Genomic DNA, 18,552 nt, shown 5'->3' on the forward strand with positions numbered 1-18,552 from the left:
TTGGGAAAAGTTGGGATTACAGCGCCTTCATAGTGCCTTTCGGCAGAACGGCAGCTACGAAGTCACGTTTGATAACCACTTCTGTGGTGTCATTCAGGGCGATAGCAATGTAGCCGCTTTCCGCTACTTTGGTCACGCGACCCACCAGGCCACCGTTGGTCAGCACTTCATCGCCTTTCGCGATAGAGTTCATCAGGTTTTTGTGCTCTTTGGTGCGCTTCTGCTGTGGGCGCAGGATCATGAAGTAGAAGATCAGACCGAACACAACCAGCATCAGAATCAGAGACATTGGGCTGCCCTGAGAAGGCGCGCCAGTTGCTGCTACCGCATCAGAAATAAAAAAGCTCATTCAAATTCCCTCATTATTAAAATTAATCAACGTTCAAAGGTGGAACATCCCGACCCTGGCGTTGGTAGAAATCGGTCACGAAGCTCTCTAATTTACCCTCTTCGATAGCCTTACGTAAACCAGCCATTAAGCGCTGATAATAACGAAGATTATGAATGGTATTGAGACGCGCACCTAAAATCTCGTTGCAACGATCGAGATGATGCAGGTACGCGCGAGAATAATTGCGACAGGTATAGCAATCGCACTCGGAATCGAGCGGGCTGGTGTCACTCTTATGCTTCGCGTTACGGATTTTCACCACGCCATCGGTAACGAATAAATGGCCGTTACGCGCGTTGCGGGTTGGCATGACGCAGTCGAACATATCAATGCCGCGACGTACGCCTTCCACCAGATCCTCTGGTTTACCCACACCCATCAGGTATCGTGGCTTGTCTGCCGGGATTTGCGGGCAAACATGCTCCAGAATGCGGTGCATATCTTCCTTCGGCTCACCCACAGCCAAACCGCCGACAGCGTAGCCATCAAAACCTATCTCTACCAGACCTTTAACGGAGATATCACGTAAATCTTCGTAAACGCTGCCCTGAATAATGCCGAACAGCGCATTTTTATTCTGCAGGGAGTCAAAGCGGTCACGGCTGCGCTGCGCCCAGCGCAGAGACATCTCCATAGAACGCTTGGCGTAATCCCAATCTGCCGGGTATGGCGTACATTCGTCGAAGATCATCACGATATCGGAGCCGAGATCGTACTGAATCTCCATCGATTTTTCCGGATCGAGGAAAATCGGGTCGCCGTTGATCGGGTTGCGGAAGTGCACGCCCTGTTCGGTGATCTTACGGATATCACCCAGGCTGAAGACCTGGAAACCGCCTGAGTCGGTGAGGATTGGACCTTTCCACTGCATAAAATCGTGCAGATCGCCGTGCAGCTTCATGATCTCCTGACCAGGACGCAGCCACAGGTGGAAAGTGTTACCGAGGATAATCTGCGCGCCAGTGGCTTCAACTTCTTCCGGCGTCATCCCTTTTACGGTGCCGTAAGTGCCGACAGGCATAAACGCGGGGGTTTCTACCACGCCGCGATCAAACACCAGGCGACCGCGACGCGCGCGGCCATCGGTGGTATCGAGTTCAAATTTCATTTTTTCTCCGACGTCAGAAAAACAGTCCAACGTTGCCATACGGTGCCGCGGACTTATTCCCCGACACGCTCATTCAAAGCCTGCGGATTGTACGTGATAAACATCGCGTCCCCGTAGCTAAAAAAGCGATATTTTTGTTCTACCGCAGACTTGTATGCGTTCATCGTATGCTGATATCCCGCAAACGCGGACACCAGCATAATCAGCGTGGATTCAGGCAGATGGAAGTTGGTGACGAGCGCATCAATCACTTTGTACTGATAGCCCGGGTAGATAAAGATCTGCGTATCGCCGAAGAAAGGCTCGATAAGGCCATTTTCAGCGGCTTGGGCGGCACTCTCAAGAGAACGTACGGACGTCGTGCCTACGGCGATCACGCGGTTTCCACGACCTTTTGCCGCCAGAACAGCCTCTACAACCTCTTGCGGTACTTCGGCATACTCGGAATGCATGATGTGATCTTCGATGCTGTCGACGCGCACAGGCTGGAAAGTCCCCGCCCCCACGTGCAGCGTCACAAAGGCCATCTCAATCCCTTTTACACGCAGTTTTTCCAGCAAAGGCTCATCAAAGTGCAGGCCAGCCGTCGGCGCCGCCACCGCGCCAGGTTTCTCGCTGTAGACGGTCTGATACAACTCGCGATCGGCCTCTTCGTCCGGGCGCTCAATGTACGGTGGCAGCGGCATATGGCCGATGGTGTTGAGGATATCAAGCACCGTACGCTCGTCGTTGAACTCTACTTCGAACAACGCATCGTGACGCGCGGTCATGGTCGCCTTGATGCTCTCGTCGTCACCCAGCAGCAGCTCCGCGCCCGGTTTCGGTGCTTTGGATGCGCGAATATGTGCCAGAATACGTTTATCATCGAGCATACGTTCGACCAGCACTTCAATTTTGCCGCCGCTGGCTTTACGGCCAAACAGACGCGCGGGGATCACGCGGGTATTGTTAAAGACCAGCAGATCGCCAGGGTTGAGCTTGTCGAGCAAATCGGTGAAAGTACCGTGCGTCAGCTCGCCCGTTGGCCCGTCCAGTGACAGTAAGCGACAGCTACTGCGCTCAAGCATTGGATAGTGAGCAATCAGGGATTCAGGTAGTTCAAAGGAGAAATCGGCGACGCGCATGACGTATACTCGTGACTTAAAAACAGGCGGCATAGTCTAGTGCTCACACCCCTTTGCTGCAACAACTAGCCGCCACCGGACAAATAAAAACGCATGAATTTTCTCGCTCACCTGCATCTCGCCCACCTCGCTAACAGCTCCCTTTCCGGAAATTTGCTGGCCGATTTTGTTCGTGGAAACCCCGCAGAGGCCTATGCCCCTGACATCGTCGACGGGATTTTTATGCATCGCCGCATTGACGTCCTCACCGATAATTTGCCTGAAGTGACGGAAGCAAAAGCGTGGTTTCGCCCGCAGACGCGGCGTGTGGCGCCAATTACGCTCGACGTGATGTGGGATCATTTCCTGTCGCGCCACTGGGCACAGCTCTCGCCGGACATGCCGCTGACCGAATTCGTGCGTTACGCGCATGCGCAGGTATCAACAATTTTGCCGGACTCGCCGCCGCGCTTTGTGAACCTGAATAATTACCTGTGGTCAGAACGCTGGCTGGAGCGTTACCGCGAGATGGATTTTATTCAGAATGTCTTGAATGGAATGGCAAGCCGCCGCCCGCGTCTGGACGCGCTGCGCGACTCCTGGCACGATCTGGATGAACACTACGATGCCCTTGAAACGCGTTTTTGGCAGTTCTACCCGCGTATGATGACGCAAGCGAAAAACAAACAACTTTAATAGAACAATGATTGATAGGTGAAAGCTTGCGGAACGATTGTCACCACCTCTTTGTCTTATCCATGAACACTCTCTATACTGGCTCGCGTTGCGTTCCAAATAACCTTAGTATCTACAGGAGAATCACATGGTTCTGGTAACTCGTCCGGCTCCGGATTTTACAGCTGCAGCAGTTCTGGGCAACGGTGAAATCGTTGAAAACTTCAACTTCAAACAGCACACCAACGGTAAAGCGACCGTTCTGTTCTTCTGGCCAATGGACTTCACTTTCGTTTGCCCGTCTGAGCTGATCGCGTTCGACAAACGTTATGAAGAATTCCAGAAGCGTGGCGTAGAAGTGGTTGGCGTCTCCTTCGACTCTGAATTTGTACACAACGCATGGCGTAACACCCCTGTCGAAAACGGCGGCATCGGTGCGGTTAAATACGCGATGGTTGCGGACATCAAACGCGAAATCCAGCAGGCTTACGGTATCGAACATCCGGACGCTGGCGTTGCACTGCGTGGTTCTTTCCTGATCGACGCAAACGGCATCGTTCGTCACCAGGTTGTGAACGATCTGCCGCTGGGTCGTAACATCGACGAAATGCTGCGCATGGTTGACGCGCTGCAGTTCCACGAAGAGCACGGCGAAGTGTGCCCGGCTCAGTGGGAAAAAGGTAAAGAAGGCATGAACGCGTCTCCAGACGGCGTCGCTAAATACCTGTCTGAGAACGTATCCAGCCTCTAATCGGCACGGTTTACGAAAAAGCCCGCTTATGCGGGCTTTTTTTATAAAAAACATCCTGCCCTCTCATGAACCAAATCAGGCTTTTTTGAGCCATCCTGCAAACAGACGGGTCACAATAGGCATCCACAGCCAAACCACCAGCGCGACCACACAGGCATCGTTAATAAAATGCAGCAGCAGTGAGCCTTTCAGCCCCGGCAGCAGCGCGCCGGTTACCAGCGGAACCACGTTGGTACTGGGGAAAATGACCAGCAGGGTGATGAGGAATTGTTTCCACTGTTTAGGTTTACGCACGTGTGGTTCAGGTGGGGTAAACCAGAATGCCGCCTCTGTGCGGACTTCAGTTTTATCCCCTTCGGCCAGCAGCGGTTCGATCTCTTTCACCAGTGCATTGCGGGTGTCAGACTGCGTCCACGCATAGAGATGCTCGAGAGTGTCGAAGCGAATAATCACCGTCCACAACGCCTGACCTTCAGAAGGGCGAATTACGTTTGCCCCAAGATGGCCAGGAAATTCTGCGGCGATGGGCATGATTTTGCCTAGCCACGCCTCGTATTGCTCAGCCTGTCCCGGAAGTAACGTATGGGTGATCACCAGCGTGACATGTGATGTTTGCGCCATTGAATATTCCTGATCGTAAATGGGCGGGAAAGCCAGCCCGAAAAGGGGAGAAGAGCCCTGATAGATAACGTAATTTGAGTATAGCGAGAACGGATTGAGCGGATAGTAAAGATATTTGTCCCCTCTGTTGAATTAATCAGAATAACCGAGGGAATTTCTGCAACCGATATAAGAACCGGCTGCAGAGGAGTATCAATTACCAAACCAGACGGTTGAGGAAATCGCGGGTAATGAGAGGATGCCTTCCTGAATCGAGCCTTTACCCTCTTTACACTGCCACATGCTCACGTTGAGCAGCGGTGAATCGTCCAGCACCACTTCACAGGCCTCACCCCGGTTAATGGCCACCAGCACGCGCTGCTGGTTATGGACGCGGGCAAATACCACCACGTTGTCATGCGCATAGACCACCTGACAGCCGCCATAGCGCAGGGCGAGACTCTGCTTGCGAAGCGTCGCCAGCCGCTGATACAGGCTGAACAGTACCTTGTCCTGTTTCTCTGGCTCCCACGGGAAGGTTTTGCGGCAGAACGGATCGTTGTTGCCGTCCAGGCCCACTTCATCGCCATAGTAGATGCAGGGGACACCAGGCCAGGTGAAGAGCCAGGTAACGGCCAGCGGCAGGCGCGCCACGTCCTTGCCAAGCAGGGATTTAAAGCGCGCGGTATCGTGGCTATCAAGCTGGTTAAACATCCGCAACTGTTGCTGATGCGACAGCCCGGCGCGGTAGTTCTCCATCCACGCTATACAGGTTTCGGCGTCGATATGATTGGGATCGTAGGAGATGTCCGTATTGGCGAGGAATCCCCACAATGGGAAGGTAAAGCCGCGATAGTTCATCGCGGAATCTTCTGCATCCGCCTGCAGCCACTGGCGTGCGTCGCCAAAGTGCTCGCCAAAGACAAACGCCTCCGGCTGCACCGCTTTCGCCGCGCGGGTGATACCTGCAACGTGCTGAAGGTTATTACGTGCCCCACCCGCCTCACCGAGCATATGCACCACGTCCAGGCGCCAGCCGTCCATATTCCACGGGGCCTTTAGCCAATGACGCACAATGCTGTCTTCACCACCGTAAATCTCGTTGACCAGAGAAGGAGACTGGAAATCCAGCTTCGGCAAGCTTGCATAGCCCAGCCAGTCCAGCGCACGCCCCTCGTCATTAAAGCTGTACCAGTCGCGCTGCGCGGAGTCCGGGTTATGGCACGCGCCGCCCATAGACTGATTATGGCGATCGAACCAGGCGTGAGAGTCGCCGCTGTGGTTGAAGACGCCGTCAAGAATCAGGCGCATGCCTTGATGCTTCGTATTCTTTCTCAGGCGCAGCAACGCGTCATCACCGCCAAACTGTTCGTCGACGTGACGATAATCCTCGGTATCGTACTTATGTACGCTCGGCGCTTTAAACACCGGGTTCAGGTACAGCGCGGTAACGCCCAGTTTTTTCAGGTACGGCAGTTTTTCGACGATCCCGTCCAGATCGCCGCCGTAAAACGTCGACCCACCCGCCTGCGCGGTAAGCGCTTCATCCCACGCTTTTAGAATGATGTCATGGCCCGCCGCATGATGGTAATAGACCTTATCCTGCTGCGCAGTCCGCTTCTTGCTGCGGGCAAAGCGGTCCGGGAAGATCTGGTAAAAGACCTGATCGTTAACCCACTGCGGACCATTATCCGGATAATCAACAGCAAACTGTTCCAGTCGCGCAGGCGGGAAACGACTAAACCCCTGCGGGGTAAACCACAGCTGACGATTATTCCACAGCAGTTTGAAGCTATAACGTCGGCGCGGCTGTCCGCTGCTCAGGTCGATATTCGCCCGCCATGCCGTAATACCCGGCTGCGGCTGGCTGCGCTGTTTGTGCATTTTAAGCGTGGTTTCTTCGTTATCCACTTCGGCGCGAAGCGTCACGCGTTCAGGCTGGTTCTCTCCCGCCAGCCACAGCGTAATCATGAGGTTGTCTTTGTTTTGCTTAACAAATGGGGCAACCGGAAGGTGCCAGGCATTTAACATCACGAATCCCCTTTGATGAAATTGACGTCACCTTGCCACAGGGTGGTTAAGGATAGCTCATCACGATCGGGATTATTGGGGGAGGAGAGCCGAGGAGGAGGCAAAAATACCCTCTCCCGCGGGGAGAGGGATTAAAAATGTTACTGCGCTTGCGCCAGCTGACGGTCATGGCGGCGTTTAAACATCCACCCCACCAGCAGCAGAACAATCCACGCGAAGCCCACATAAAGAGAAATACGGGTATCTGGGTGGTAACCAATCAGGGCAATGATGAAGACCAGGAAGACCAGCCCAACCGCCGTGGTTGCCACGCCGCCCGGTACTTTGAACTTCAGCGCTTTCGCCTCTTCTGGCGACAGACGGCGACGGAACGCAATCTGTGAGAGCAGGATCATGATCCACACCCACACCGTCGCGAAGGTCGCCAGCGACGCGATCACCAGGAAGACGTTCTCCGGCATGATGTAGTTCAGATACACCGAGAACAGCAGCGCAACGGTCATCACCACGACCGTGACCCACGGAGTACCGCGACGTGAGGTTTTCGCAAACACCTTCGGTGCACTCCCCTGCTCTGCCATACCGTGCAGCATACGGCCAACGCCAAAGACGTCGCTATTGATCGCGGACAGTGACGCGGTCAGCACCACAAAGTTCAGAATGCTGGCGGCAAAGGCGATTCCCATATGCTGGAAGGTCAGCACAAACGGGCTGCCGTTGGTGCCCACCTGGTTCCACGGATAGATGGACATAATCACGAACAGCGTGCCCACATAAAAGACCAGAATACGCATCGGTACAGAGTTGATCGCACGCGGAATGGATTTCTCCGGGTCTTTCGCTTCACCGGCCGTGATACCAATAATCTCAATACCGCCGTAGGCAAACATCACCATCTGTAGCGACATGATCATCCCGAGCCAGCCATTGCTGAAGAAGCCGCCGTTGCTCCAAAGATTATGAATGCCGGTCGGCTGGCCGCCGTTGCCAATCCCCCAAATGATGATGCCGAAACCGGCGAGGATCATGATGATAATGGTGGCGACCTTGAAGAAGGAAAACCAGAACTCCAGCTCACCAAAGACCTTCACGCTCATCAGGTTGACGGCGCAGATGATCAGCACCACGCTTAGCACCCAAATCCAGTGCGGGACCGCCGGGAACCAAACGCCCATATAGATGCCGAAGGCGGTAACGTCGGCAATCGCCACGATCAGGATTTCGAAACAGTAGGTCCAGCCGGTGATAAACCCAGCCAACGGGCCTAAGTTTTCCTGGGCGTAACGTGAAAAGGAGCTGGCAGACGGGTTGTGAACCGACATCTCACCCAGCGCACGCATGATGATATAGGCCGCCACGCCACCGATGATGTAAGCCAGCAGAACGCTTGGGCCGGCCATTTTGATGGCATCTGCCGAGCCATAAAAAAGACCGGTTCCAATAGCAGACCCCAGCGCCATAAAGCGGATGTGGCGCGTGCTTAACCCGCGTTTGAGTTTGTTAGTGCTTTCCATTTAAATCTTGCCATTCAACACGAAAAAAACAAAAAACCACGGGGCCTTAAGCCCCGTGGTTAAACAGTTTGTTGCCGTTGATTAATGGGCGTTCGATGCGACCTGACGCCCTGCAGCACGGTCCCAGATAATGGCCAGAACCAGTGCAACAACGGTAGGCATCAGCCAGGCCAAACCTTGCTCGGACAGCGGCAGACGCTGTGTCCATGCAGGCAGTATTCCTGCGAATGCTGATGCTTTAATGCCGTCAAGGATACCAAAAATCAGGCTGATAAACATGGCTGGCGCAATAATTCGTGAGGAGTTGTTCCACCATGAGCGAGTAAAGCTCAGCACCACCAGCACAATACACGGTGGATAGATGGCCGTCAGCACCGGAATAGAGACCTGAATCAGGTGGCTCAGCCCCAGGTTTGACACCGCCATGGAGAAGATCCCCAGGATAAACACCAGCGTGCGGTATGAGAGCGGCAGATACTGGGCGAAGAACTCGGCACAAGCGCAGGTCAGGCCAACCGCAGTTACCAGACATGCCAGGAAGATCAATGCCGCCAGCAGCATACTGCCCGCACCGCCGAAGGTGTGCTGAACGTAAGCGTGCAGGATTGCTGCACCGTTCGCGTTCTGATCAACCAGCGTTGCGCTGTCGGAACCCAAGCGGAACAGCGCCAGGTAAAGCAGCGTCAGGCCGACACCGGCCATCAGACCCGCCCAAATGGTGTAGCGGGTCAGCAGACGCGCTTCTGTCACCCCACGAGAACGGGCGGCGTTAACAATAACGATACCAAACACCATGGCGCCCAGCGTATCCATCGTCAGATAGCCGTTCACAAAGCCGTTCGAGAAGGCCGCGTTTTGATACGCATCCATCGCGCTGCTAATAGGACCGGCTGGCCAAACGATGGCCGCAACCGCCAGCACGATCAGCGCCACGATTTTCAGCGGTGCCAGGAAGTTGCCCACGGTATCCAGCAGCTTGCCCGGATAAAGGGAAACCAAAATAACGATAGCGAAATAGACCAGGCTGTAGATAAACAGCGGCATCGCGCCGTCGCCGGTCAGCGGGGCAATCCCCACTTCGAAGGAAACGGTCGCGGTACGCGGCGTGGCAAACAACGGGCCAACGGCGAGATAGCAGACGGTAGCCAGAAGAACGCCCGCCACTTTACCAATCGGGGTGCTGAGGCTATCCACACCGCCGCCGACTTTCGCCAGGGCGACAACGGTCAGAACCGGGAGACCCACGGCAGTGATCAGGAAACCAAATGCAGCGGTCCAGACGTGTTCACCCGCCTGTAAGCCAACCATTGGAGGAAAAATGATGTTACCTGCGCCAACGAACAGCGCAAATGTCATAAAGCCCAGCGCGATGATGTCACGCGATTTCAAGTGATGGGTCATAAAACCTTACTGCCTGTGGATGTGGTGTTGAAAACGTTGAGATCTCCGCCATCCCTGACGGGACAATACAGCGGAAAATTTGCTCAATTTCAGCGGGATATGCTCCCGTCCTGGCGTGGCGAAGAATAGTTTTTCGATTTACCACGCAAATACAGTCGGTCTGACAGTATCTGGGGGGCAATTTAAACGCTTATAACGTTTAAAGGCAAGGAGGGATCGTAAAACCAGAACAATATGCCAGCATGAAAATACCAACCAGCACAATCCGCTAAGTATAAGAAAAACCCATGGCTAATCATGCGAACAAAAAAACATCAACCGTATAATATTCACTCGGGTTTTACTTGACTGCAAAGCAAACGGGCCAGCAATGACTGGCCCGTGGCAAGGAAAAGTGACGCGCCTGAATTCAAGCGCTGTTTTTGGCAATTAATCGTTCCGGGATGACGAAGCTAAAACGGGTTCCTTTGCCCAGCGTGCTCTGAATATCGAGTCGGCTTTCGTGGTGATTAACCGCGTGCTTAACAATGGCCAGGCCCAGCCCGCTTCCCCCAGTCTGCCGCGAACGGGCTTTATCCACCCGGTAGAATCGCTCGGTCAGGCGCGGTATGTGCTCAGGCGAAATACCGGGGCCATTGTCCTCAACGCTAAACTCGGCACCCGTTGAGGTATGCTGCCAGCGCACCACAATGTGCGTCCCTTCAGGGGTGTGATTTACCGCGTTATACACCAGGTTAGAGATGGCGCTTCGCAGTTCGTCTTCGCTACCGAGCACCTTCAGGGTGTTCTCTACCTCAAATGTAAGCTCATGTTTTTTATGACTTAAGGTTTGCGCTTCTCGCTCGACCACCCGCAGCATCATCGGCACATCAATGGTGTCTGTGAGCGCAAGAGTGGGTGCTGCCTCAATTTTAGACAACGTCAGAAGCTGTTTCACCAGGCCTTCCATCCGGTGCGTTTGCTCGCGCATGGTATGCAGCGCTTTCTCACGCGGTGCCCCTTCCAGCGTTTGCTCCTGCATCATCTCAAGATAACCCTGAAGCACCGTCAGCGGCGTGCGTAGCTCGTGGCTGACGTTGGCAAAAAAGTTACGTCGCGCCCCTTCAAGCTGGTACATCTGGGTGACATCACGCGCCACCATCAGCCACTGCCGATCGCTGTAGGGCATCACGCGAATTTCAAGATGGTGCCCATTGTTGAGCTTAAGATTGTGCGGGCGCGTAAAGTCACGCTTTTTCAGATACTGCGTAAACTCGGGATAACGCAGCAGGTTAAGGATGTTCTGACCATTATCGTCCGGCCAGCGCAGGCCCAGCAGCTGTTGCGCGAGACCATTACACCAGAAGATGGTTCCTTCTTCCGTGGTCAATATCACCGCATCCGGCAGCGACTCCGCCCCGCTGCGAAAGCGTTTGATCAGGCTTCCCAGCTCGCGACGGCGCTTTTTATTACGCATCTGCATTTGATGCAGACCGTACAGAAGCGGCTCCCAGCTTCCGCTTCCCGGCGGAGGCGTCATACTTCTGTCAACCCATAGCCACCAGGAGAGGCGCAGTAAATTCCAGAAATGCCAGATCAGTAATCCTGTAACCGATGCCAGCAAAAACCACGGTAAATATCCAAGAAAGGCCCCCAGAATGAAGGCCGGAATACAGCATAAGATCAGTTCAAAGACGAGCCTTTTCCATGACAGACGTTCCAGCACGCGTCACACTCCTGTCATTGTTCAGAAACGGGTCGAAAAACGATAACCCGTGCCGCGGACCGTCTGCACCATGCGATCGTGGCCGCTCAGTTCCAGCGCTTTACGCAGGCGGCGAATATGGACGTCGACCGTCCGGTCTTCGACATAGACGTTAGTTCCCCAGACGTTATTCAGCAACTGTTCGCGGCTGTAAACACGTTCCGGATGCGTCATAAAGAAGTGCAGGAGCTTAAATTCAGTCGGCCCCATATCGAGAGGGTTTTCACCGGTCATCACGCGATGTGAGGTGGGGTCAAGGCTCAGCCCCTGCATTTCAATCACCTCTTCCACCGCCATCGGTGAAATACGGCGCATCACCGCTTTGATGCGAGCAACCAGCTCTTTTGGCGAGAACGGTTTAGTAATGTAATCGTCCGCGCCGGTTTCCAGGCCGCGCACACGATCCTCTTCTTCACCGCGCGCCGTGAGCATTACAACCGGAATATCGCGGGTCATCGCTTCACGTTTGATGTGTTTGATAAACTGCAGACCGGAGCCGCCAGGCAACATCCAGTCAAGCAGAATCAGATCGGGCCAGGGTTCATTCAGCTGGTTCACCGCGCTGTCATAATCTTCCGCTTCAACCGGCTGGAAGCCATTTTGTTCGAGCACGAAGCACACCATTTCACGAATTGGAGCTTCATCTTCTACGACCAGAATACGTCTCGCCATACTTTGCCCTGTCTTATCTTATTTAAGTTACAAGTTTGTAATGCGGCGTCATTATGCGTCAGATTTATGACAGATTTATGAAAAACATTACCACCATAAATGGCAAACCGTTGTTTTATTACAGCGGTTATTTTCCGTTCTCTGAAAGTTTATAATCCCCATCATCATTTTTCGCCACGGATCTCTTATGCGCCTACTTCACACCTCGGACTGGCATCTGGGTCAAAATTTTTACAGCAAAAGCCGCGCCGCTGAACATGAAGCGTTCCTGAACTGGCTGCTGGATACCGCCCTGGCGCAGGACGTTGACGCGATTATTGTGGCAGGCGATATTTTTGACACCGGTCAGCCGCCAAGTTATGCACGTGAGTTATATAACCGTTTTGTGGTCAATCTCCAGCAGACGGGTTGTCATCTGGTGATTGTTGCCGGAAACCACGACTCCGTCGCAACGCTGAACGAATCTCGCGACATTCTGGCCTTCCTCAATACCACCGTGGTCGCCAGCGCCGGTCATGCCCCGCAGATCCTAAATAAACGCGATGGCACGCCGGGCGCGGTGCTGTGCCCGGTTCCGTTCCTGCGCCCCCGCGATATCGTGCAAAGCCAGGCGGGGCTCTCCGGCGGAGAAAAACAGCAGCACCTGTTGCAGAGCATTACCGACTATTATCACCAGCAATACGCTGATGCCTGTACCCTGCGCGGTGAACACTCTATCCCCGTGATCGCTACCGGGCACCTGACGACGGTCGGAGCCAGTAAAAGTGACGCGGTACGTGACATTTATATTGGTACGCTGGATGCTTTCCCGGCACAAAACTTTCCCCCTGCCGATTACATTGCGCTCGGGCATATTCACCGCGCGCAGATAATCGGCGGCTGCGAGCACATTCGCTACTGCGGCTCGCCCCTCGCCCTCAGCTTTGATGAAACCGGCAAAGCCAAATGCGTGCATCTGGTGAGCTTTAGCGAGGGCAAACTCAGTGCCGTTGCGTCGCTGGAGGTGCCCGTAACCCAGCCGCTGGCGGTGTTGAAAGGCGATCTGGCCGCCATTACCGCTCAGCTTGAGCAGTGGCGTGGCGTAGAGCAAGCTCCCCCCGTCTGGCTGGATATCGAAATCACCACCGATGACTACCTGCACGATATGCAGCGTAAAATTCAGGCCCTAACGGAAGACCTGCCGGTCGAGGTTTTACTGGTGCGCCGCAGCCGCGAACAGCGTGAGAAAATCCTGCTCAGCGCACAGCGAGAAACGCTCAGCGAACTCACCGTTGAAGAGGTATTTGAACGCCGGTTATCTCAGGAAGAGATCGACGATGCGAAACGCGCGCGGCTTAACGAATTATTCACCCATACCCTGCAGGCGCTCAATGACGAGGAAGAAAACGCATGAAAATTCTCAGCCTGCGTCTGAAAAACCTTAACTCCCTCAAGGGCGAGTGGAAAATCGACTTCACCGCAGAACCCTTTGCCAGCAACGGACTGTTCGCCATTACCGGCGCCACCGGTGCCGGAAAAACGACCCTGCTCGACGCCATCTGTCTGGCGCTCTACCACGAGACGCCGCGCCTGCAGAAAGTTTCTCAAGCACAGAACGACCTGATGACGCGCGATACCGCGGAGTGTCTGGCAGAAGTTGAATTTGAGGTGAAAGGCACCGCCTACCGAGCCTTCTGGAGCCAAAACCGGGCGCGCAACCAGCCGGACGGAAACCTGCAGGCGCCGCGCGTTGAACTGGCGCGCTGCGCGGACGGTAAAATCCTCGCCGACAAAGTCACGGATAAGCTGGAGCAGACCGCAGCGCTCACCGGGCTGGATTATGGCCGTTTTACCCGTTCGATGCTGCTTTCCCAGGGACAATTTGCCGCCTTCCTCAACGCCAAACCGAGCGATCGCGCCGAGCTGCTGGAAGAGCTAACCGGTACCGAGATCTATGGGCAGATTTCAGCGATGGTCTTTGAGAAGCACAAGGCCGCTCGCAATACCCTGGAGATGTGCGAAGCGCAGGCCGCGGGCGTTGTCCTGCTGAGCGAAGAGCAGCAGCAACAGTTGCAGCAAAGTTTGCAGGTACTCACTGACGAAGAGAAAACCCTGCTGGCACAGCAGCAAAGCCATCAGAAAGATTTTCAGTGGCTGACGCGCAATGATGAACTTATCCGCGAGCAGCAGCGCGCGACGGTCCAGCAACAGCAGGCGCAGCAGGCGCTTGCAGACGCGGGGGCTGAGCTGGCTAAACTCCAGCTGGCGCTGCCTGCCGCCCAGCTACGTCCTCTTTGGGAACATCAGCAGGAGCAAGCCGTTCGCCTGGCACAAACGAAGCAGCGAATTGTTGACGTAAATACTCGCTTACAGGCCAGAACCTCGCTGCGCTCGCGTATCCGCAATGGCGCCCTGCGCAGCCATGAGCAACTGCAGGCCGAGTTTTCCACGCTGGCACAGTGGCTGGCAGAACACGATCGCTTCCGCTTATGGGGTCAGGAAATCGCCGGCTGGCGCGCGCACTTCTCTCAGCTTGGTCGTGATAAAAAGCAGCTCGCGGCCCTTACCGCTGGCCTGGCTGAATTACGTCAGAAGCTGGCTGGCCTGCCCGTTACGCCCCTGACGCTAACGGCAGATGAGGTCACCGCAGCGATGGAGCAGCAGGCGCAGTCCCGAACGTTGCGTCAGCGGCTGACTTCACTTCATGCCCGCTATCAGCCGCTGCAAAAACGTCTGCATCAGAACGCGGAAAGCGTGAAAAAAGCGCAGACGGAGCAGGGAGCGCTCGACGAAACGCTGGCACAACGTCGCCAGCAATACAAAGAGAAAAATCAGCACTTCGCCGATCTCAAAGCGTTATGTAAACAAGAAGAGACGATCAAAGACCTTGAAGGCTATCGCGCGCGGCTTGAAGCTGGACAGGCTTGCCCCCTTTGCGGTGCCACTGAACATCCCGCCGTGGCGGCGTATCAGGCATTAGAAATCACGGACAATCAGCGTCGTCGCGATGCGATGGAAAAAGAGGTTAAGCAACTGGAAGAAGAAGGACTTCTTCTTCGCGGTCAGCTTAAGGCGAAAATCGAGCAGATCCAGCGCGAAACAAACGAAGCGCAGACGCTCTCTCAGGAAGAGCAAGCGCTCACTAAAGAGTGGCTTGAGGTTTGCGCCGCGCTGAATATCACTCTGAATATACAGGACGATATTGCCGTCTGGATGAGCGAACAGGAGCACTTTGAGCGCCAGCTTTATCAGCTCAGCCAGCGCCTGACGCTGCAAAATCAGCTCAACGATCGCGAAGAGCAGGAGCGCCAGTATAAACACCAGCTGACGACAACACGTCAGGGGCTGGAAAATGCGCTGGCCGTGCTGTCGCTTAGCATGCCTGAAGAGGGCACAGAGGCCGACTGGCTGACGTCTCGCGAAGCTGAATTTATGCAGTGGCAGGAAAAACAGGCCCAGCATGGTGCGACTCATGAACGCATTAACGCCCTGAAGCCACTGCTCGACATGCTTCCAGCCACGGAGAGCACAGAAGCGGAAGCGTCAATCCCCGAAAACTGGCGCGACATTCACGACGACTGTGTCTCACTTCAAAGTCAGCTTGCCGCTCAACAGCAGCAGGAGACGCTGGAGAATGAGCGCTTGCAGCAGTCGCTGGCACAATTCACCGCGGCGCTGAAGTCCAGTCACTTTGCCGACCAGGAAGCCTTCCTTGCCGCGCTGCTGGATGAAGATACCATTCGACGCCTCGAGCAGTTAAAACAAACGCTGGAAAACCAGATCCAGCAGGCAGCAGCGCTGCACGGACAAGCAAACCAGCTGCTGCAGACGCATCAGGCGCAGCGTCCTGAAGGATTGGACGCTGACACGCAAACATTACAAATGCAGCTGCAGCTGCTGGCCCAGCAGCTGCGTGACAACACGACCCATCAAGGGGAGATTCGCCAGCAGCTTAAGCAGGACAGCGATAATCGCCAGCACCAGCAGGCATTAATGCAGCAAATTGAAGAGGCGGCACGTCTGGCAGACGACTGGGGCTATCTGAACTCACTGATCGGTTCCAGCACCGGTGACCGCTTCCGTAAGTTCGCCCAGGGGTTGACGCTGGATAACTTGGTCTGGCTCGCCAATCAGCAGCTTAACCGCCTCCACGGGCGCTACCTGCTTCAGCGCAAAGTCAGCGACGCGCTGGAGCTGGAGGTGGTCGATACCTGGCAGGCTGATGCGGTCCGCGATACCCGCACGCTCTCCGGCGGCGAAAGCTTCCTGGTGAGTCTGGCCCTTGCGCTGGCGCTTTCTGATTTAGTCAGTCACAAAACGCGGATTGACTCCCTGTTCCTGGATGAAGGTTTTGGCACGCTTGATAGCGAAACGCTGGATACCGCGCTGGATGCGCTCGATGCCCTCAACGCCACGGGTAAAACCATCGGTGTGATAAGCCACGTCGAGGCGATGAAAGAGCGTATTCCAGTGCAGATCAAAGTGAAGAAGATTAATGGGCTGGGGTACAGCAGGCTGGATAAAGCGTTTGCGGTGGAGTGAACGTGCTCCCTACAAAAAAAATGTGGGCACGGATGCCCCCTCGCCCCTGTGGGGAGAGGGCTGGGGTGAAGGGTTTACTCCGGCCACAGCCAGGCCGCGCCGCGCACGCCGCTGGAATCCCCGTGTACCGCTTTGCGGATCGGGGTTTCACACTCGCCGCCAAATACCCACTGCTTCACCAGATTCGGCACCGTGGCGTAAAGCCGGTCAACGTTACTCATGCCGCCGCCGAGCACAATCACGTCGGGATCGAGGATATTTACCACATGAGCCAGCGATTTCGCCAGCCGCATTTCGTAACGGCTGAGCGCCAGTTCAGCCACCGGATCCTGCTCCTCAACCAGACGCATAATCTCATTCCCCTTGAGTGGCTGGCCGCTTAAGCGATGATAATCCGTCGCAAATCCGGTCCCCGAGATGAAGGTTTCAATGCAGCCCTGCTTGCCGCAGTAGCACGGTACTTCAGCACGGTATTTGAGTTCATCTTCATCCATCCACGGCAGCGGATTATGTCCCCATTCGCCCGCTGTGCCGTTACCGCCAATATGAGAACGCCCGCCGAAGGCAACGCCCGCACCGCAGCCGGTACCGATGATGACCGCAAATACGGTTTGCGCCCCCGCTGCCGCACCGTCAATCGCTTCAGACACAGCCAGACAGTTAGCATCATTCGCCAGACGCACCTCGCGATTCAGGCGCGTGCTTAAGTCGTTATCAAAGGGCTGCCCGTTGAGCCAGGTCGAGTTGGCGTTTTTAACCACGCCAGTATAAGGCGAAATGGAGCCAGGAATCCCCATCCCCACGGTGCCGGTCTGCCCTGTAGCCTGCTCTGCCATGTCAACAAGCCGGGCAATCGTCTCGATAGTCTGGTGATAATCGTCACGCGGCGTCGGCAGACGATGGCGGAACAGCTGTTCGCCTTGCTCGCTCAGCGCGATGACTTCTGTTTTGGTGCCGCCTAAATCGATCCCAATACGCACAAGACTCTCCTCATTATTTTGATTATCAACAGAGTAGAAGCACGCTCCCCGATTAGCAATGCAAGCGGTGCGACAATTCGTTATCATGCCCGCTGATTTAACGACAAGGCCGTGGAAATTATCATGCTGTGGTTCAAAAATTTGATGGTTTACCGTCTCAGCCGCGACGTTTCGCTGCGTGCAGAAGAGATGGAAAAACAGTTAGCCGCTTACACCTTTTCCCCTTGCGGTAGCCAGGATATGGCAAAAACCGGCTGGGTTCCGCCAATGGGTTCACAAAGCGATGCCCTGACCCACGCCAGCAGCACGGGTCAAATCGTCGTTTGCGCCCGCAAAGAAGAGAAAATCCTGCCAACGCCGGTGGTGAAGCAGGCGCTCGAAGCTAAAATTTTCAAGCTGGAAGCCGAACAGGGCCGCAAGCTGAAAAAGACCGAAAAAGATTCCCTGAAAGACGAAGTATTGCACTCGCTGCTGCCGCGCGCCTTTAGCCGCTTCAGCCAGACGATGATGTGGATCGACACCGTTAACGGGCTGATCATGGTGGACTGCGCCAGCGCCAAGAAAGCGGAAGATACGCTTGCCCTGCTGCGTAAAAGCCTCGGTTCCTTACCGGTTGTGCCGTTGGCGCTGGAAACCCCTATTGAGTTAACCCTGACCGAATGGGTGCGCAGCGGTACCGCCGCGCAGGGCTTCCAGATCCTCGATGAAGCAGAGCTGAAAGCCCTGCTGGAAGACGGCGGCGTGATCCGGGCGAAAAAGCAGGATCTGGTGAGCGACGAGATTGCCGTCCACATCGAAGCGGGCAAAGTGGTCACCAAGCTTGCACTCGACTGGCAGCAGCGTATTCAGTTTATGATGTGCGACGACGGCTCCATAAAGCGTCTGAAGTTCTGCGATGAGTTGCGCGATCAGAACGAAGATATTGACCGTGAAGATTACGCCCAGCGCTTTGACGCGGACTTTATCCTCATGACCGGGGAACTGGCAGCGTTAATTCAAAGTCTGGTGGAAGGCCTCGGCGGAGAAGCCCAGAGGTAATTCTGCCCCTCTCCCTACAGGGG

15 protein-coding genes are annotated in these 18,552 nt (G+C 55.0%); 5 read left to right on the forward strand and 10 right to left on the reverse strand.

Going from position 1 to position 18,552, the window contains the following annotated elements:
- Positions 1-16: 16 nt before the first annotated feature.
- Genes yajC through queA form a run of 3 tightly spaced genes read right to left on the reverse strand, consistent with a single transcriptional unit; the run spans position 17 to position 2,623 of the window.
- Positions 17-349, reverse strand: coding sequence for a preprotein translocase subunit YajC (gene yajC / locus V5P19_RS11725; RefSeq protein ID WP_042320789.1), 333 nt, complete (start codon positions 347-349; stop codon positions 17-19).
- A 22-nt stretch (positions 350-371) separates the two neighbouring features.
- The gene (gene tgt / locus V5P19_RS11730) at positions 372-1,499 is read right to left on the reverse strand and encodes a tRNA guanosine(34) transglycosylase Tgt (protein ID WP_253378931.1); all 1,128 of its coding nucleotides are present in this window, start codon (positions 1,497-1,499) and stop codon (positions 372-374) included.
- A 53-nt stretch (positions 1,500-1,552) separates the two neighbouring features.
- The gene (gene queA, locus V5P19_RS11735) at positions 1,553-2,623 is read right to left on the reverse strand and encodes a tRNA preQ1(34) S-adenosylmethionine ribosyltransferase-isomerase QueA (RefSeq protein WP_334403392.1); all 1,071 of its coding nucleotides are present in this window, start codon (positions 2,621-2,623) and stop codon (positions 1,553-1,555) included.
- A gap of 93 nt (positions 2,624-2,716) precedes the next feature.
- Between queA and acpH the strand changes: the two genes are divergently transcribed.
- Together acpH and V5P19_RS11745 are read left to right on the forward strand one after the other, a co-directional pair.
- The gene (gene acpH / locus V5P19_RS11740; RefSeq protein WP_334403394.1) at positions 2,717-3,298 is read left to right on the forward strand and encodes an ACP phosphodiesterase; all 582 of its coding nucleotides are present in this window, start codon (positions 2,717-2,719) and stop codon (positions 3,296-3,298) included.
- Positions 3,299-3,425: 127 nt separating this feature from the next.
- A complete protein-coding gene (locus V5P19_RS11745; protein ID WP_010428037.1) occupies positions 3,426-4,028 on the forward strand; it encodes a peroxiredoxin C in 603 nt (200 codons plus the stop codon).
- A 75-nt stretch (positions 4,029-4,103) separates the two neighbouring features.
- Here V5P19_RS11745 and V5P19_RS11750 read toward each other — a convergent pair whose 3' ends face one another.
- From V5P19_RS11750 to phoB, 6 genes are all read right to left on the reverse strand, one after another.
- Complete coding sequence (locus tag V5P19_RS11750) at positions 4,104-4,649, reverse strand: antibiotic biosynthesis monooxygenase (protein ID WP_334403396.1); 546 nt, start codon at positions 4,647-4,649, stop codon at positions 4,104-4,106.
- A gap of 192 nt (positions 4,650-4,841) precedes the next feature.
- A complete protein-coding gene (gene malZ / locus V5P19_RS11755) occupies positions 4,842-6,659 on the reverse strand; it encodes a maltodextrin glucosidase (RefSeq protein WP_334403398.1) in 1,818 nt (605 codons plus the stop codon).
- A 140-nt stretch (positions 6,660-6,799) separates the two neighbouring features.
- Complete coding sequence (gene proY / locus V5P19_RS11760; RefSeq protein WP_334403400.1) at positions 6,800-8,173, reverse strand: proline-specific permease ProY; 1,374 nt, start codon at positions 8,171-8,173, stop codon at positions 6,800-6,802.
- An 81-nt stretch (positions 8,174-8,254) separates the two neighbouring features.
- Positions 8,255-9,574, reverse strand: a complete 1,320-nt coding sequence (brnQ, locus tag V5P19_RS11765) for a branched-chain amino acid transporter carrier protein BrnQ (RefSeq protein WP_334403402.1) — start codon at positions 9,572-9,574, stop codon at positions 8,255-8,257.
- A gap of 409 nt (positions 9,575-9,983) precedes the next feature.
- Positions 9,984-11,279: a phosphate regulon sensor histidine kinase PhoR gene (gene phoR, locus V5P19_RS11770; RefSeq protein WP_334403404.1), complete on the reverse strand. Its 1,296-nt coding sequence runs from the start codon at positions 11,277-11,279 to the stop codon at positions 9,984-9,986.
- Positions 11,280-11,300: 21 nt separating this feature from the next.
- Positions 11,301-11,990: a phosphate response regulator transcription factor PhoB gene (gene phoB, locus V5P19_RS11775; RefSeq protein WP_003859122.1), complete on the reverse strand. Its 690-nt coding sequence runs from the start codon at positions 11,988-11,990 to the stop codon at positions 11,301-11,303.
- Between the two features lie 187 nt (positions 11,991-12,177).
- Between phoB and sbcD the strand changes: the two genes are divergently transcribed.
- Positions 12,178-13,383 carry an exonuclease subunit SbcD gene (gene sbcD, locus V5P19_RS11780; protein ID WP_334403406.1) on the forward strand — a complete coding sequence of 402 codons (1,206 nt, stop codon included), beginning with the start codon at positions 12,178-12,180 and terminating at the stop codon, positions 13,381-13,383.
- A complete protein-coding gene (gene sbcC, locus V5P19_RS11785) occupies positions 13,380-16,511 on the forward strand; it encodes an exonuclease subunit SbcC (protein ID WP_334403408.1) in 3,132 nt (1,043 codons plus the stop codon). The genes sbcD and sbcC overlap by 4 nt, the downstream gene beginning before the upstream one ends.
- Positions 16,512-16,585: 74 nt before the next feature.
- On the opposite strand, the gene mak is transcribed toward sbcC, so the two are convergent.
- Complete coding sequence (mak, locus tag V5P19_RS11790) at positions 16,586-17,491, reverse strand: fructokinase (RefSeq protein ID WP_334403410.1); 906 nt, start codon at positions 17,489-17,491, stop codon at positions 16,586-16,588.
- Between the two features lie 123 nt (positions 17,492-17,614).
- Between mak and rdgC the strand changes: the two genes are divergently transcribed.
- Positions 17,615-18,529, forward strand: coding sequence for a recombination-associated protein RdgC (gene rdgC, locus V5P19_RS11795; RefSeq protein WP_334403412.1), 915 nt, complete (start codon positions 17,615-17,617; stop codon positions 18,527-18,529).
- Positions 18,530-18,552 lie beyond the last annotated feature (23 nt).

Source organism: Enterobacter sp. UNJFSC 003 (genome assembly GCF_036903355.1).
Lineage (GTDB): Bacteria > Pseudomonadota > Gammaproteobacteria > Enterobacterales > Enterobacteriaceae > Enterobacter.

Bases quoted from the DNA above. Each gene is read 5' to 3' on its own strand.
- phoB (WP_003859122.1), bottom strand. From the start codon at position 11,990: ATGGCGAGACGTATTCTGGTCGTAGAAGATGAAGCTCCAATTCGTGAA.
- proY (WP_334403400.1), bottom strand. From the start codon at position 8,173: ATGGAAAGCACTAACAAACTCAAACGCGGGTTAAGCACGCGCCACATC.
- yajC (WP_042320789.1), bottom strand. From the start codon at position 349: ATGAGCTTTTTTATTTCTGATGCGGTAGCAGCAACTGGCGCGCCTTCT.
- acpH (WP_334403394.1), top strand. From the start codon at position 2,717: ATGAATTTTCTCGCTCACCTGCATCTCGCCCACCTCGCTAACAGCTCC.
- brnQ (WP_334403402.1), bottom strand. From the start codon at position 9,574: ATGACCCATCACTTGAAATCGCGTGACATCATCGCGCTGGGCTTTATG.
- tgt (WP_253378931.1), bottom strand. From the start codon at position 1,499: ATGAAATTTGAACTCGATACCACCGATGGCCGCGCGCGTCGCGGTCGC.
- malZ (WP_334403398.1), bottom strand. From the start codon at position 6,659: ATGTTAAATGCCTGGCACCTTCCGGTTGCCCCATTTGTTAAGCAAAAC.
- queA (WP_334403392.1), bottom strand. From the start codon at position 2,623: ATGCGCGTCGCCGATTTCTCCTTTGAACTACCTGAATCCCTGATTGCT.
- rdgC (WP_334403412.1), top strand. From the start codon at position 17,615: ATGCTGTGGTTCAAAAATTTGATGGTTTACCGTCTCAGCCGCGACGTT.
- sbcC (WP_334403408.1), top strand. From the start codon at position 13,380: ATGAAAATTCTCAGCCTGCGTCTGAAAAACCTTAACTCCCTCAAGGGC.
- sbcD (WP_334403406.1), top strand. From the start codon at position 12,178: ATGCGCCTACTTCACACCTCGGACTGGCATCTGGGTCAAAATTTTTAC.
- V5P19_RS11745 (WP_010428037.1), top strand. From the start codon at position 3,426: ATGGTTCTGGTAACTCGTCCGGCTCCGGATTTTACAGCTGCAGCAGTT.
- V5P19_RS11750 (WP_334403396.1), bottom strand. From the start codon at position 4,649: ATGGCGCAAACATCACATGTCACGCTGGTGATCACCCATACGTTACTT.